This is a genomic window from Nannocystis pusilla (assembly GCF_026626665.1).
GTDB lineage: Bacteria > Myxococcota_A > Polyangia > Nannocystales > Nannocystaceae > Nannocystis > Nannocystis pusilla.
This window is the reverse complement of sequence record NZ_JAPNKE010000002.1, coordinates 173,269-188,109: the sequence shown is the minus strand read 5'-3', so window position 1 is coordinate 188,109 and position 14,841 is coordinate 173,269. Positions and strand designations below refer to the sequence as shown.

The window sequence follows — 14,841 nt, the reverse complement described above, 5'->3', positions numbered from 1 at the left end:
TCCAGCGGTGCCGCTCCCGTACGTATCCGTCGCTCGACGGCAAGGAAATCGCAGTGGACTGGGCTGACCGCGCGGGGCACCTCGACACTCGCCGGCCGCGCGCGCCCGGTTCGATTCCGCGCCCGCGCAGTGCACCTTGCGACGCGCCGCGGTTGTGTGGGAAACCATCGAGCGGCGCGTGCGCGGCGATCCGACAACCCGACGGCCCAATCCTCGCAGTCGGGGAGCACCTCGCCGGCGACGCGCTCCGTGCTCGCGGTGTGTTGCGGCAGCCTCACCGGCGCGGTGTTCGAGCTCAGCGCCGCCACCACCCTCGTCGGCCGCGGGCCCGGCGTCGATCTCGTGATTCCCGATCGAGGCGTCTCGCGCAAGCACCTCAAGTTGCTGCGCGGCATCGACAACGGCTTCATGGCCGTCGATCTCGGCTCGACCAATGGCACGCGGGTCAACGACCTCCCGGTCGAGCTCGTCGCGCTGCGCCACGGCGATCGCATCGGCCTCGGCCCCGACGTGGAGCTGTCGTTCGCCGCCGCCGACTCGCCGGAGCTGCAGCGGGTGCTGGCGCAGGCCCAGGCGCGGCAGGTCGTCGCGGGGCTCAGCGAGCGCGAGGTCGAGGTCGCCCGGCTGGTCGCCGAGGGTCTGACGAATCAGGCCATCGCCACGCGGCTCGGCATTCGCCCGCGCACCGTCGCCAGCCACCTCGAGCACGTGTACACGCGCCTCGACATCCACTCGCGGGCCGAACTCGCGCGGCGGATGGCCGAGGCGGGCCTGCTCGCTCCGTGAGCCCCGCGCGTGGCGGCGCGCGGCCATCGGCAGGATGACCGACCCGCCGCCCATGGGAGAGCGCCTCGCCTCCGCTGTTCGATCGATGCTGCGGCGATGGGCGGCGGCTAGGGTCGCGCCGCCGGACGAGGACCACGGGCCCGGCGGGATAGCGGTTCATGCACACCTCTCACCTCGACCACTCCACGCGGCGCTCGGCCGCCTCCATCCTCTCCAGCCTGCTGCTCGCCGCGGCGTTGACGGCCCCCGGTTGCGGCGGCGGTAAGTCGGGAGGCGGGAGCGAATTGACGCCGGCGGCCCAGTTCTGCGGGTCGCTGTCCGAGTACGTCGGCGCCTGCGCGGCCGCGGCGACGCCGTGCGACCAGGCCATGATCGACGACTGCGCCAGCGTCGTCGGCCTCGTCAGCGACGGCTTTTTGCGCAGCGCGAGCGACTGCATCCAGGCCGGCGGCTCGCCGTTCTCGTGCCTCGCCGGCGCCATCGGCGGGCTGGCGCCGAGCGCCGCGCACGAGGCGTTCGTGGCCCAGTTCTGCGACGAGTGTGCGTTCGGCGTCGGCGGCTGCGCGGACGTGCTGCTCGGCCGCGCCGAGGGCCCGCCCGAGCTCAAGGCCGCCAGCGCGCTGGTCCTCCCGCTCGGCGACAGCCTCGTCGACGCCCTGCGGGCCGAGTGCGCGAGCGGCCTCGGCTGCCTCGCCACCTTCCCGAGCTGCGCCCAGAAGGTGCTCGCCCAGCAGGTCATCCCCGAGAACACGCTGCAGTGCCTGCTCGACAGCCTCGGCGGCAAGACCCCGGACGCAGCTGTCCCCGAGGACATCTCGGGCGCGTGCGGCCTGAGCGGCGGCGAGACGATGGGCGGACCCGGGTGGACCACCGCGGGGACCGCCGGCGCGAGCGCGTCGGAGGCCACCGGCACCGACGCGACCGGGGAGACGAGCGCGAGCACCGGCCCCACCGGCGGCGATCCCGGGACGACGCAGGGCGACCCCACCGACACTGCCACGAGCACTTCCACGGGCACCACCGATGGAGACGTCTCGACCAGCGGGACCACGACCACGAGCACGAGCACGGGCCCCGACATGGGCTCGACCACCGACGGCTGGGACCAGCTGTGCGCCGGGCCGTTCAGCGAGCATAACGAGTGCGAGGTCGGCGGGCCGCTGCCCGAGGAGTGCACCTGGTGCACCGATCTGGTCTGCAACTACATCGACGCGTTCTGCTGCGATACTCAGTGGGACGACATGTGCCAGGCCCACGCCAAGGAGCGCTGCATGATGTCCTGCGCCGCCGGCACGCAGCTGTGCGCGCACGCCCCGTGCGAGGCCGGCGTGGCGCTCAACCGCGCGTGCTCCGATTGCGTGCTGGCAGTGTGCGACAGCAAGCCGGCCTGCTGCGACGTCGCGTGGACCGACGAGTGCGCGTCGCTGGCCTTGGCTTGTGGGAGCTGCTGACGCATGGTAGTCGGCTCGTCGATGGCGTCCGGGGAGCGACTGGTCGATGACGACGCGACGCCGGTGCTGACGTCGCGGACGAGGTCGCCTGGCGCCGCCGCATCGCTGGCCCGGGGTGACCTCGTCGGTCGTTACGTGATCCTCGATCGCGTCGGCGAGGGCGGCATGGGCGTCGTCTACGCGGCCTACGATCCGGAGCTCGACCGCCGGGTCGCGATCAAGCTGGTCCGCCCCGACCTGCGCGACGCCGACAGCCGCGCGCGACTGCTGCGCGAGGCCAAGGCGATGGCGCGGCTGCGTCACCCGTCGGTGATCGCGATCCACGACATCGGCGAGGTCGACGACCAGGTGTTCCTCGCCATGGAGTTCATCGACGGCGTCACTCTGGGCGCGTGGCTGCGCGAGTTCCCGCGGCGCTGGCAGGACGTCCTCGGCGTGTTCGTGCAGGCCGGCCGCGGCCTGGCGGCGGCGCACCAGGCCGGCGTGCTGCACCGCGACTTCAAGCCCGACAACGTGCTCGTGGCCCGCGACGGGCGGGCGATCGTCACCGACTTCGGCCTCGCGCGTCCGACTGCGCCCACGTCCACCGAGCTCGAGACGCTGCGCAGCACCCCCGACGGCGCGTGGCAGGCCGCGCACGAGCTCACCGACGCCCAGCAGTTGCTCGGGACGCCGCCCTACATGGCCCCGGAGCAGCTCGCCGGCGGGCCGGCCGACGAGCGCTCGGAGCAGTTCGCGTTCTGCGTCGCCCTGTTCGAGGGCCTCTACGGCGTGCGGCCGTTCGCCGGCGCCTCCGTCGCGGTCCTGCGCGCGGCGATCGAGGCCGGGCAGCTGGTGCCGCGACCGCCCGCGCGACCGACCCCCGCGTGGCTCGATCGCGCGGTGCTCCGCGGCCTGAGCGGCGCACCAGCGCGGCGCTGGCCGTCGATGCCGGCCCTGCTGGCCGTCCTCGAGCGCGGCCCGCCGCACCGCCGCTGGCCGTGGCTGGCCGCGGGATTGTTCATGGCCGTCGGCGTGTTCGCGGCAGTGCGCCCGCCGGCAGCCGCGGCCGAGCGCTGCTCGGGGAGCGAGCTGCGAGCCTCTCGCGTGTGGGACGAGGCCCGCCGCCACTCGCTGCGCCGCGCGCTCCTGTCCGCAGGGACAGGTGACCGCTCGGCCACCGCGGCCGCGGCCCTGCGCGAGGTCGATCGCTACGCGCAGGCCTGGTCCGAGGCGCGCCGCGACGCCTGCTTCGCCACCCACGGCCAGGGCGAGCAGTCGGGCGCGCAGCTCGAAAGGCGCATGGACTGCTTCGATCACCAGCTGCGCCAGCTCGACGGGCTGCTGACGATGCTCGAGCGGGCCGAGGGCGGCACCTCGAGCAGGCGCCGGGAGCCGTGCGCCGCCTGCCGCCGCCGAGCCGGTGCGCCGTCGGCGACGTCCGCCTGAAAGCAACGAACACCAGCGACGGCCCGCTCGCGCAGCGCCTCGCGGAGCTGCGCACGCTCGCCCTGCTGAAGCAGAGCCCGAAGATCGTGCCGCTGGCGCAGGCGCTGGTGCAGGACGCGGACCCCGTCGCCGACCCGGCGCTGGCGCTCGAGGCCCGCTACCTGCTCGGCGGGGCCCAGCTCGACATGGGCGATCAGGTCGCCGCGGAGCACACTCTCGAGGAGACCTACTGGTCGGCAGTGCGCGCCGGTCTCGACGACCTGGCGGCGCGCGCGGCCCTCGACCGCACCAGCGCGACCGCCGGGGGCCCCGCAGTCGAAGCGACGCTGACGTGGGCGCGGCACGCCGAAGCCGCGGTCCTGCGCGCCGGCGGCGATCCGCAGCTGCTCGGCAAGCTCGAGGGGATCCTCGCGCAGGTCGAGCAGGCCCGCGGCGACTTCGCGGCCGCCCGCGCGCACTTCGAGCGGGCGCTCGAGCTGTTCACCCGCGCCGGCGCGGCGGCGCAGGGCGACCTCGGCAGCGTCCACGCCAACTACGCCGGGGCGCTGCGCCGCGCCGGCGACGAGCGGGCCGCGCAGGAGCACCACGAGCAGGCGCTCGCGCTGTTCGAGGAGCACTGGGGCAGCGACCATCCGAACACCCACAGCGTGCGCCTCAACCTCGCCACCCTGCTCGCGGCGCACGGCGAGGAGGCGCGCGCGGGCCTTGCTGGACCAGGCCCGCGTCGGGCTCGAGCAGGCGCTCGGCGCCGGCCACCCGTCGCTCGGGGTCGTGTGGGGCACCTCGGCGGCCTCGAGTACGCCCACGGCCGCTACGGTGCGGCCAGGGCCGCGTTCGCCCGCGCCTACCAGCTCGCCCTGACGACCTACGGGCCGGCCGACGAGCGCACCCTGCCGCCCCTCTTCAACCTCGGCAACACCGCCCACGCGAGCGGCGACCTGGCCGCGGCGCGCCACTTCTTCGAGCAGGTGCTGGCCGCGAGGATCGCCCTGAGAGGCCCCGAGCACCCGGAGCTCGTCCGCTGCTGGACCGCGCTGGCGAGCGTCGCCATCGACCAGCGCCGCTTCGACGCGGCCCGCGAATCCCTCGATCGCGCGCTCACGGTGCAGCAGGCCGCGTTCGGGCCGCAGCACATCGAGACCGCGTGGATCCGCGTCCGCCAGGCCGAGCTCGCGGAGGCGACGGGGGTGCTCGAAGAGGCCCGCGAGCGCTACCTCGAGGCCGTGGCGATCGCCCGCGCCTCGACCGACGCGGAGCGGCCGGAGACCGGCCTCATCCTCCACGCGCTCGCGCTGCTCGAGCGAAGCATGCGGCTCGACGCCGACGCGCACCGCGACGCCGAGGCTGCCCTGGCCATCCTGTCGCGCTTCCACGACGCCCACGAGCCCCGGCTCGCGGAGCTGCGCCAATGGCTCGCCGAGCTCCCGCCGCCCCCCGCGGCGACGAACACTCCTCCGCCGCGCTGACCCGCGCTCGCAAGACACGTCCTGCGAATCATCCCGCTCTCCCTTCATTCTCCATGCTCACTCGCCGCGAAGCACCGCTTCGACGCTGTGACTGCCGACCCGCGCCCGAACAACAGGTCCTACGAATCAATCCCCGCTCCGCCCGACATTCTCCGTGCTCCGCTCGCCGCGAAGGACCGCCTCGACCCTGTGAACGCTGACCCGCGCGAACAGCACGTCGTGCGCATCAAGCCCCGACCTGCCCCGACATTCTCCATGCTCCGCTCGCCGCGAAGGACCGACTCGACCCTGTGATCGGCCACGCACGCGAACACCACGTCCTGCGAATCAAGCCCCGCTCCGCCCCCCACCCGGCGAATGTCCACTTCGCCGTCGCGCGAATCGAAGACATTCGCAGCGGCCGAATACGTCCCTCGGACATCCCCGCATTCGCCCCCGCGCGCAACGAATTCCCGACCGCCGGCAGCTGTTTGCGCTCTGCGAGCCATGCTCGCGTCGGCATTCATGGGACGCGCGCTCGACTCGTCCGCCGCCATGAGATTCCCCATCGCCGCTCGCCTCGCTTCGCCCATGGTGTATGCTGCGACTCGTGACAATCCTTCGCTCCGTATGCCTCGGCCTGCTCGCGGCCGTCGTGATCGTCCTCGTCCTCGTCGCCGCGCAAGGCCATGGCGACGACCGGCTGTACTGGCTGCTCCTCCTCCCGCTGCTCGCCCTGCATTGCGCGGCGGTGTTCTCGCCGAGCGCCGGCTGGCGGCGCCGGCTCGTCCGCGGCGCGCTCGGGTTCGCCGGCGCCGCGGCGGCAGGGTTCGCCACCTACGCCTGCCTGGCAGCGCTCACCGACTGGTTCCGCGGCCTGGACGACGCGCGCTCGCTCGTCCTCGTCGTCCTCCACGCCGCGGTCCCCGGCGGCACCGCGGCGGCGGCCGACTCGCCGGGCCGCGGCCTCGCGCTCGCGGGCGGCCTCACTCTCGGCCTCGGCCTCGCCGGCGAGCTCGCGGGCAACGCCCACCCGGGCTACACCATCCTCCTCGCCGTCGGCACCTTCGCCGGTGCGCTCGCCAACGCCCTCGATCTCGGTCGCCCTCGCGCCAAGTGACCCCGGCGGGCTTTCCCTGCCTCCGGGGGTCGCGCGACGACCGTGGACGCTCGGGGAACCACGCCTGTCCCCGCGCGCGGCGACTCGAGCAGGCCGCCCGCCGCATCGTGCGGCATGCAGCGTCGTCGCGGCTCGCCCGCCTCCTGGCCCTCCTCGTCGCCGGCTGCAGCGGCTGTCCCGCCATGTGGCTCGTATGCCTTTCGATCGTCATCTGTCCTTCAAGACAGTCTCATGATTCGATCAGCGCCACGAACTCGGGGTGGTCGAGGACCGTCGCGAAGTCGTCGTCGCCGATCGCGTCGACGCGGAGCTTCGGCTCGGACGCGACGGCCCGGCCCAGCGCGGCGATCGCCGCGTTGACCTGCCCGTGGCGCATGTGGACGCAGGCGCGGTTGTACCAGGCGTCCTCGTCGCCGAGCTCGGTGGCCCGCACGAGCGCGGGCAGGGCCTCGCGGTCGTCACGCAGCTGCGTGAGGGCCGTGCCGAGCAGATACCAACAACGGGCGCTCTCGGGCGCGAGCACGACCGCGCGCTGCATCAGCTCGCGCACGCTGGCGGCGTCGTTGTCGAGCGCGAGGCTCGAGGCGGCCTGCTCGAGCTCCTCCGCGTTCCAGCGCCACGGCCCCGGCACCGCGTCCGCGGCCGCGGCGACCGCGGCGCGTTCGTCTCGCCGGCACGCCTGGACGACGGCGTACAGCGGCATCCGCGGCCGCAACCCCCACGGCTTCTCCCAGAAATGATCGGGGTACGGCGCGGCGAGGCTCGCGGCCAGCTTGCCCAGGGTCGCCATCGCGGTCGCCTCGTCGCGCGCGACCAGCGAGGCGACGACCGAGGCGACGAACGGCTTCTCGAGGCGCGTCCATGTCAGCAGCACGTCGAGCAGCGCCACGCGCGCGAGCGGCCGCGCTTCGAGGTGCTCGCGGACGGCGGTCAGCTGCGCTTCCTCCTGCGCCGGCATGGCGCAGAACAGCGGCTCCAGGAACGCGGCCCGGTCCGGCTGCGCCGCGCCGTCGAGCAGCGCGACCACCTCGTCGAGCGTGGCGGCGGCGACCGCCCCGCGCTCGAGTTCTTGCTTGAGTGCGACGCCGAGCTCGAAGGGCTGCATGCGGTCCGGGTAACACGGCCGGCGACGGCGGAGCAAACCCCCGCCGGGGAGCCGATCGTCGCCCAGAGACGGGCATCGCGGCCCTTCGCGCGCGTGGGACGCGTAGAATTGCGAGTGCCGTTCGCACGGATGCGACGTCGAGCCCGGGCTACACCATCCTCCTCGCCGTCGGCACCCTCGCCGGCGCGCTCGTCGACGCCTCGATCTCGGCCGCCCTCGCGCGAAGTGACCCGGGCGGGCCTCCCTGGCGCCCTCCGCCTCACTGTGGACGCTCGGGAAACAGTGCCTGTCCCCGCGCGCGGCTACTCGGACCGGGCCGCCCGCCGCATCGTAGCGGCATGCAGCGTTTCTCGCCCGTCCTCCTCGCCCTCCTCGTCGCCGGCTGTGGCGGCAGCGCCACCGAGGCGACCCAGACCTTCCGCGCCTGTGACGGCGCGCCCAGCTTCGTCGAGCCGAACCCCGCCTACGCCTGGACGCCCAACGCGATCCGGCTCGTCTCCGAGGAGCTCGCGCCCGGCGTGTTCGCCATCTACGACCGCGACGCCGCCGAGCACGGCCCCGCCGGCATCCCGCTGGCCACCAGCGGCGGCTTCGTCGTCGGCGAGGACGGCGTGCTCATGGTCGAGAGCATGATCAATCGTCAGCTGTTCTGTCAGGCGGTCGCCCTGGTCCAGGCCGAGACCGACAGGCCGATCCGCTACGTCGTCAACACCAGCAGCCACGGCGATCACACCTTCGGCAACGTCTTCCTCCCCGACGACGTCGAGGTCGTGCAGCACGAGCAGACCGCCGACTATATCGCCGCGAACTTCGACGAGGACGTCGCGTTCATGGAGGCCAACTTCGGCGCCGATCAGGGCATCGACGAGATCGAGCCGGTCGCGGCCGACATCCGCGTGAGCGACGACGGCTGGTCGGTCGACCTCGGCGGCGTCACCGTCGAGGCGCGTCACTACGGCTTCGCCCAGACCCCCGGCGACCTGTTCGTCTACGTCCCCGACGCCAAGGTGCTGTGGACCGGCAACGCCTTCGTCACCGAGGAGCCCGGCATCCCCTGGCTGCTCGCCGGCAACGGCGCCGCCGCCGAGGTCACGCTCACCGCGGTGCAGGCATCGCTGCCTTCCGACGCGATCGTCGTGCCCGGCCACGGCCGCCCGCTCGCGCCCGCCGCCATGGACTTCTCGATCGGCTACCTGCGGGCCATGATCGCCGGGGTCCAGACCGCCGTCGACGACGGCCTCGACCTCGAGGCCACGGTCGCCGCGGTCGACCTGCCCGACTATCAGGGCTACCGCCTGTGGGACTGGATTCACAAGCAGGTCAACGTGCCCAACACTTACGCCGAGCTCAACCAGTGAGCCCGGCCCAGGGCGGCTCGCGCATGCGCTCGACCAGGAAATCGACGAGCGCTCGCGTCTTCGCCGGCACCCGCGGCGTCGGCGGATACACTGCGAACAATCCGAGCGGCCAGTGCCACGCCGGCAACACGCGGCGCAGCCGACCCGCGCGCAGCTCGGCCGCCGCCAGCAGCACCGGCACGAACACCAGCCCGAGCCCCTGCGCGGCCGCCTCGACCAGCATCGACCCGTGATTGGCGACCATGTGCCCCGTGACGTCGACCTCGACCACGCCGCGCGGCCCCTGCACCTTCCACCGCCCCGGCGCCGCGTGATAGGCGTAACGCAGGCACTCGTGCTCGCCCAGCGCCTCCGGCTCGCGCGGCGTCCCGGCCCGCTCGAGGTAGCGCGGGCTGGCCAGCACGATGCGGTCGGTGCTCGCCAGGCGGCGCGCGATCAGCCGCTCGTCGCCGAGCTCGCCGATCCGCAGGCCCACGTCGAAGCCCTCGCCGATCAGGTCGACCTGGCGATCGAGGAACACCAGCTCGAGCGAGAGCTCGGGGAAGCGCGCCTTGAACTCGGACAGCACGCCCAGGGCGAACAGCGAGCCGAACGCGTTCGGCACCGTCAGGCGCAGCGTCCCGCGCGGCGCCTGCTGCAGGTCCGCCGCCAGCTGCTCGGCCTCCTCGAGCCCGCGGATCACCTCGGTGCAGCGCTCGAAGTAGGCCCGCCCCGTCTCGGTCAGCGACAGCTTGCGCGTGGTCCGTATCAGAAGCCGCGCGCCCAGCCGCTCCTCGAGCCGCGTCATCAGCTTGCTCACGTAGGACGTCGTCATCTCCAGCCGCCGCGCCGCCGCAGTGAGGCTGCCGTCCTCGACCACCCGCACGAACACCTCGGCCTCGAACAGGCGATTCATCGACGTCGATGATATCAGCGCCCCGCCGCCCGCGCGAGCGAAGCCCGGCGCCGCGTGGTCGGCGGTGCGCGATCCTGCTGCCGAAGCTGGCGACGCGGCCTCATTTCTTCTTCGCGGGCGGCGCGACCTTGTCGCCCTTCAAAAAGCTGTAGTCCGAGCGCGGCGCCGCGGCGCCGTCGCGCGTCACGGTCGCCTCGGCGAACACCGCCTCGAGGCCCCAGCTCTTCTCGAAGCGCGGCCCGTCTTGCAGCTGCACGTGCAGGTGCGGCTCGCTCGAGTTGCCGCTGTTGCCGCAGGCGCCGAGCACCTGCCCGCGCCGGACCTTGGCCCCGGGCTTCACCTTGATGCTGCCCGGGATCAAATGGGCATAGGCCGAGTGGACCTCGCCCTCGTGGCGGATCACCACCATGTTGCCGGGCGCCATGTAAGGATTGCGCTCGCCGAGCGGGCTGTCGGGCACGCCGTCGACGACCGTGACCACCACCCCGTCGGCCATCGCCAGGATGTCCTGGCCGTACGCATAATAATCCGTGAGCGCGCGGCCGTCGCCCTTGTGCGATTTGCCGCCGGCGTCGACGATCACCAGATCGGCGGCGCGCCGCTGCGACGGGTGATCGACGTGGTGATTGAGCTCCTTGCGGTCGCCGCCCCAGAACACCAGCCATTCGCCGCGGAACGGCAGGCCCATCGGCGCGCTGCGGGCCACCGGCGGGGCCGGGTCCTCGGGCTCCTTGACGAGCATCCCGGCGATCTTGCCCTGCTCGTCGAGCGTCACCTGCAGCTCCCACTCGCCGCGCTCGGCCACCAGGCGGAAGCGACCTTTACGCTCGCCGGCCTCGATCGGCGCGACCCCGGTGAGGCGGCCGCGCGACGCGACCAGCGACTCGAACAGCGGCTGCACCTGCGTCAGCGGCACCGCGGCCTGCATCTGGGCCGAGAAGCGGGCGAACAGGGCCTCGCCGTCGCCGGCGTTGATCCACTGCACCACCTCGGCCGCGGTCGAGGTCGCAGACACGGGCGCCGCCGCCGGCTCCACGGCCGCGGGGCTCGGCGCGGCCGCGGGAACGACCGCGGGCTCCGGACATCGGGTCGCCGGCGCGGGGGCGCAGCCGATCGAGAACGTGAGGAGCGACGCGAGGAGCGTGGACGCGAACGAGCGCATGCCCGACATGAGACATCGCCGCGCTCGCCCCGACAAGGCGAAATCGGCGGACCGCGCGGTCTCTCGCCGATGCGGGCGCGTGGTAGCCTCGCGCCCGCTCATGTCCGGCCCCCGGTTTTTGTTCATGGTCGCGATCGTCGCGCTCGCCCCCGGCTGTCGCCCTGCCAGCCCAGACCCGCCGCAGAAATGCAGCGAGCGCGACCCGGCCGCCCGCGGCTGCGAAGCGCCGGCGAACGAGGCGCCGGGCGATCCGGACAGTTCGGCCGCGGCGCTGCGCATCAACTGCGACGCCGGGCACGCGCCGTCGTGCAACGACCTCGGGCTCCGGCGCATGGAGGGCAAGCACGGGCCGCGCGACCTGGCAGCGGCGCTGGCGTTGTTTCAGCGCGGCTGCGACGCCCGCCTGGCCGCGGCCTGCGCCAACCTCGGGGCGATGCACCTGCGAGACAAAGACGGGATGGTCCCCGACCTCGCGCGGGCCCTGGCCGCGCTCACGCGTGCGTGCGACGGCGGCGATCCGAGCGGCTGCGCCAACCTCGGGACGCTGTACGGCACCGGCGCCGGGGTGCCCCTCGATTATCCGCGAGCGATCAGCCTGTTCGAACGCGGCTGCACCGGCGGCAGCGCGCAGGCGTGCGCCAACCTCGGCCAGGCCCACGAGACGGGGGTCGCCGGACAGCGCGACCCGGCGCTGGCGGCCCAATACTACGAGCGCGGCTGCGCTGCGGGCTCGTCGGACGCCTGCGCGTTCCTCGGGGGGCTGTACGCGCAGGGCCGAGGCGTCACCGCGAATCTCGAGCGAGCGTTCGAGCTGATAGCAAAGAGCTGCGAGCTCGGCGAACTCAATGCCTGCTCGGATCTCGGCATCGCGCTCCTCCTCGGCCAGGGCCTCACGGCAGATCCGGAGCGCGGGGTTCGGACCCTCCAGAAGGCCTGCGACGCGGGCGGCGCCCGGGCGTGCAACAACCTCGCCACCGTCTACGTCAACGGCGTGGGCGGCGTGACGGTCGATGTCGGCGAGGGTCTACGCCTGGCCGTAAAGGCCTGCGATCTCGGCGAACAGCGCGGCTGCAACCTCGCGCAGCTGCTCCGCGGGCGGTGATGCTCGCGGCGCGCATCCCGGTCCATCGGCTCTCCCTGAGCGTCGCGCGCTCGCCCGTTGACATGCTCGCGGTCCAGCCGCCGAAGCCAGCATGCCGCGATTGTTCATCGTGGCGGTGAAACCGCGGGCCGCCGCCAAGCCCAGGGGGCGAATGACGAGGCTGTTCGGGCGCCTGCTTGCGCGGCCCGGCGAGGCGCGACACCTCAGCGCCGGCTGAAATGTTCAGCTCCTTCGTCAGCGAGGAGTTTTTCAATGTTGTTCATCGGAGTCATCCAAAAACTACAGGCGGCCGCGCTCGGATTGTTGGCCTCGTTCACCGTCGCGTCCGGGCCGGCGGAGGAAGGACCTTCGGCGAGCCTGGCGACGGCACCGGAGCCGGCGTTGTCTCGGTAAATGGGTCGATGCGACCCTCGCGTCCTGCGAGAACACCTGCGACAACGCAGGCCTGCGGGCGGTCGTCGCCGGGGTCTACGTCAACGGCGAGAAATTCTTCGTCTGCGCCACGAACTACAACAACGAGGGCTTCCGCCCGGGCTACAACCTGCGCCCGAGCTGGGCCAACGCCTGCATCGTCGGATGGGGCGGCCAGGAGGTGGGCGGCGTCCCGTACGTCTGTTTGTGCGAATGACGCCAGCGGCCGCTCACGGGCGCCCGCGGGCGCCCGGAAGCCGGTGCCGCGGCCTCTCTGTCAGCCCGGCGGGATCACCAGGTCGGTCAGCGCGATCGCGTTGCCGCCGGCCGGGTACGCGTACGACGAATAGCTGTCGAGGCCCCACACCACCAGGCCAAACTGGCCCTCGCTCTCGGCGGTGTGCTGACCGTTGGTGCAGCCATTGACGCCGACGTCGGCGCGGATCAGATCCACCGTGGTGACCTCGAACCGGCCGTCGCCGCCGACCGGCTGCCAGCCCCCGATCGTCCCCAGACAATCGACGGTGACCTCTTTGAAGCCGTCGCCGTCGTCGACGCGCGTGACCACCAGATTGGTGGTGGCGAACGACGGGTCGGTGAAGAAGATGTACTCGTGGAGGAACTGCGCCGGCGGCAGCAGGACCACCCACTCCTCGTCGCCGAGCAATTGCATGAAGCCCATCGCGGTCGCCCCGGGGCGGGTGCCGCCGGGGATGTTGCAGGTGTCCATGATCTGCGACAGCACGAACGGGTGCCCCTCGTCCTGGCTGCGGATCTGGAACGACCCGGTGGCCGCGAAGTCGACCACCTGGCCCTGCGCCAGGGTCGCCGGGGCGCCCGGCACCGGCGGGTCGTAGGTCAGCGTGGTGCCGTCGACCGCGCCGACCACCCTGTACTCGATCTCCTCCGGCGCCAGGTCGGCGCGGCGCGTCTCGTAGGCGCCGGCCACGTATTCGTAGCCGAGCGCGGTGACGGCGTGGTTCTGCTGGTGCGTCGCCTCGCCGCCCGGCGCCAACATCGGCTGCAGGCGCAGGAAGCGGTTGCCGGTGTGCAGCGCGACCGGCTTGTCGCTCAGAATCAGCGTACCCGAGGCGTCGCCGGCCCCGGCCGCGACCTCCCATTGCACATACTCGCCGGCGTCGACCGTGAACGTCTTGACCACGTCCTTCGCCGCGCCCTCGAGGTCCGGTCCCGCCTCGAGGTCCGCGGTCGGGCGGATCTCCACCGTCGTCCCGTCCTGCGCCCCGACCACCTGCAGCCACAGCGGCCCGGGCGGCTCGAACGTGCCCGCCGGCGGCATCACCGTCACGTAGTTGGTGCCCCACGCGCTGGTCGGGAACAGCAGCTTGGCGCTCGGGATGTACGAGAAAGCGCCGCCGAACGGGGCGATGTCGTAGGCGGTCAGCGGGACGTCGGAAGTCACGTGAAAGTTGAGACCGCGGCCCGACGCGTCGACCTGGGTGGCCGCGCCCGCGGCGTCGGGCACCGGGCAATTGAGCGATTGCATGGTCTCGGGGTGGATCGAATTGGGGTGACTCGACAGGAACAGCACCGCGACCTCGCCGGGGCCGAGGCCGGTGGCGGCGACCGGCGACCAGTCCTCCGGGGCCTGCCCGGGCGTGACGACGCGGGCGAAGCTGCCGAGGTCGAACGCGGCGCCGTCGCGCGACACCTCGATCTTGGCCGGGTGCCCCCAGCTGTTGGTGAGGAACGCGGCGAAGCACGGCGGCGTCGGCAAGAACGGCGACGTGGGTGGCGTGGGGATCTGGAACTCGCAGCCGAAGTTGGCCTTGCTGGCCCCGGCGGCCTCGCAGGCGGGCACGCACTTGGCGTCGGCGCAGCCCTGGTCGGTCGCGCACGCCTCGACGACCTGGCCGGTGCCGTCGACGACCGCGTGCAGGTCGGGGCTGCACTGCAGCGTCTTCGGCACGTCGGGCGCGCCGCCGAGGTCGAAGATCGGGCCCGAATCGGTGCTCGTGCCGGTCGTCGTCGGGGTCGCGTCGGTGCCGCTGCCGGTCGGCGCCGCGGTGCTGCTGCCGTCGCTGGCCTCGCTGGTGCCGGTCGGCATGGTCGCGGTCGCGGTGCCGGTCGCGCTGGCGGCGTCGCTGTCGGCCGGTCGACCGTCGTCGCCGCACGCGACGAGCACCGGGACCATCAAGATTGCAGCGGTCAGGCGATTCATCGCATTGCGAGTACATCGCCGGCGCGCGCGCGGTCAAGGGGCCGGCATCGGCGGGCCGGAGGATGTCGCAATCGCGACGAAGATGCGCGCACGATCGTGACGGCGGCGCTCAGCCGCGCGCGTCGGCGAATCCGAGGGTGCGCAACGGGCCGCACATCGCGTGGTCCGCGAGCGCCGATCGCCCTGCTCGCGCAGCGGAGAACGATGCGCGACGAGTCGCGCATCGCGTGGTCCGCGAGCGCCGATCGACCCGGCTCGCGCAGCGGAGAACGATGCGCGGTTACCTCGGCGGCTGCACATCGCGTGGTCCGCGAGCCGCCGATCGACATGCTCGCGCAGCGGAGAGCGATGCGCGGTACCTCGGCGGCTGCCCATCGCGTGGTCCGCGGGCGCCGA

Annotated in this window: 11 protein-coding genes; 7 read left to right on the top strand and 4 right to left on the bottom strand. The window is 73.0% G+C overall.

Going from position 1 to position 14,841, the window contains the following annotated elements:
- Positions 1-249 precede the first annotated feature (249 nt).
- The 5 genes from OV079_RS01095 to OV079_RS01075 all read left to right on the top strand — a co-directional run bounded on the left by OV079_RS01095 (position 250) and on the right by OV079_RS01075 (position 6,230).
- On the top strand, positions 250-786 hold the full coding sequence (locus OV079_RS01095) for a LuxR C-terminal-related transcriptional regulator (RefSeq protein WP_267765720.1): 537 nt from the start codon (positions 250-252) through the stop codon (positions 784-786).
- A gap of 158 nt (positions 787-944) precedes the next feature.
- Complete coding sequence (locus OV079_RS01090) at positions 945-2,237, top strand: hypothetical protein (RefSeq protein WP_267765719.1); 1,293 nt, start codon at positions 945-947, stop codon at positions 2,235-2,237.
- Between the two features lie 21 nt (positions 2,238-2,258).
- Positions 2,259-3,665 carry a serine/threonine-protein kinase gene (locus tag OV079_RS01085; protein WP_267765718.1) on the top strand — a complete coding sequence of 469 codons (1,407 nt, stop codon included), beginning with the start codon at positions 2,259-2,261 and terminating at the stop codon, positions 3,663-3,665.
- Positions 3,614-5,131 carry a tetratricopeptide repeat protein gene (locus OV079_RS01080; RefSeq protein ID WP_267765717.1) on the top strand — a complete coding sequence of 506 codons (1,518 nt, stop codon included), beginning with the start codon at positions 3,614-3,616 and terminating at the stop codon, positions 5,129-5,131. The genes OV079_RS01085 and OV079_RS01080 overlap by 52 nt, the downstream gene beginning before the upstream one ends.
- 589 nt (positions 5,132-5,720) lie before the next feature.
- Positions 5,721-6,230, top strand: a complete 510-nt coding sequence (locus OV079_RS01075) for a hypothetical protein (protein WP_267765716.1) — start codon at positions 5,721-5,723, stop codon at positions 6,228-6,230.
- A 229-nt stretch (positions 6,231-6,459) separates the two neighbouring features.
- Here the strand turns inward: OV079_RS01075 and OV079_RS01070 are convergent, their stop codons facing one another.
- Positions 6,460-7,335, bottom strand: coding sequence for a TPR end-of-group domain-containing protein (locus tag OV079_RS01070; RefSeq protein ID WP_267765714.1), 876 nt, complete (start codon positions 7,333-7,335; stop codon positions 6,460-6,462).
- Between the two features lie 338 nt (positions 7,336-7,673).
- Between OV079_RS01070 and OV079_RS01065 the strand changes: the two genes are divergently transcribed.
- Positions 7,674-8,693, top strand: coding sequence for an MBL fold metallo-hydrolase (locus OV079_RS01065; RefSeq protein ID WP_267765713.1), 1,020 nt, complete (start codon positions 7,674-7,676; stop codon positions 8,691-8,693).
- On the opposite strand, the gene OV079_RS01060 is transcribed toward OV079_RS01065, so the two are convergent.
- On the bottom strand, positions 8,683-9,588 hold the full coding sequence (locus OV079_RS01060; RefSeq protein WP_267765712.1) for a LysR family transcriptional regulator: 906 nt from the start codon (positions 9,586-9,588) through the stop codon (positions 8,683-8,685). The genes OV079_RS01065 and OV079_RS01060 overlap by 11 nt on opposite strands.
- Before the next feature lie 100 nt (positions 9,589-9,688).
- A complete protein-coding gene (locus tag OV079_RS01055; RefSeq protein ID WP_267765711.1) occupies positions 9,689-10,750 on the bottom strand; it encodes a peptidoglycan DD-metalloendopeptidase family protein in 1,062 nt (353 codons plus the stop codon).
- 100 nt (positions 10,751-10,850) lie between these two features.
- On the opposite strand from OV079_RS01055, the gene OV079_RS01050 reads away from it, so the two are divergent.
- A complete protein-coding gene (locus tag OV079_RS01050) occupies positions 10,851-11,852 on the top strand; it encodes a tetratricopeptide repeat protein (protein WP_267765710.1) in 1,002 nt (333 codons plus the stop codon).
- A gap of 688 nt (positions 11,853-12,540) precedes the next feature.
- Here OV079_RS01050 and OV079_RS01045 read toward each other — a convergent pair.
- Positions 12,541-14,445: an IgGFc-binding protein gene (locus tag OV079_RS01045; protein WP_267765709.1), complete on the bottom strand. Its 1,905-nt coding sequence runs from the start codon at positions 14,443-14,445 to the stop codon at positions 12,541-12,543.
- Positions 14,446-14,841 lie beyond the last annotated feature (396 nt).

What these genes read in the sequence shown, in the direction of transcription:
- OV079_RS01090 (WP_267765719.1), top strand. Translation starts at nt 945, where the DNA reads ATGCACACCTCTCACCTCGACCACTCCACGCGGCGCTCGGCCGCCTCC.
- OV079_RS01085 (WP_267765718.1), top strand. Translation starts at nt 2,259, where the DNA reads ATGGCGTCCGGGGAGCGACTGGTCGATGACGACGCGACGCCGGTGCTG.
- OV079_RS01070 (WP_267765714.1), bottom strand. Translation starts at nt 7,335, where the DNA reads ATGCAGCCCTTCGAGCTCGGCGTCGCACTCAAGCAAGAACTCGAGCGC.
- OV079_RS01065 (WP_267765713.1), top strand. Translation starts at nt 7,674, where the DNA reads ATGCAGCGTTTCTCGCCCGTCCTCCTCGCCCTCCTCGTCGCCGGCTGT.
- OV079_RS01060 (WP_267765712.1), bottom strand. Translation starts at nt 9,588, where the DNA reads ATGAATCGCCTGTTCGAGGCCGAGGTGTTCGTGCGGGTGGTCGAGGAC.
- OV079_RS01055 (WP_267765711.1), bottom strand. Translation starts at nt 10,750, where the DNA reads ATGCGCTCGTTCGCGTCCACGCTCCTCGCGTCGCTCCTCACGTTCTCG.
- OV079_RS01050 (WP_267765710.1), top strand. Translation starts at nt 10,851, where the DNA reads ATGTCCGGCCCCCGGTTTTTGTTCATGGTCGCGATCGTCGCGCTCGCC.
- OV079_RS01045 (WP_267765709.1), bottom strand. Translation starts at nt 14,445, where the DNA reads ATGAATCGCCTGACCGCTGCAATCTTGATGGTCCCGGTGCTCGTCGCG.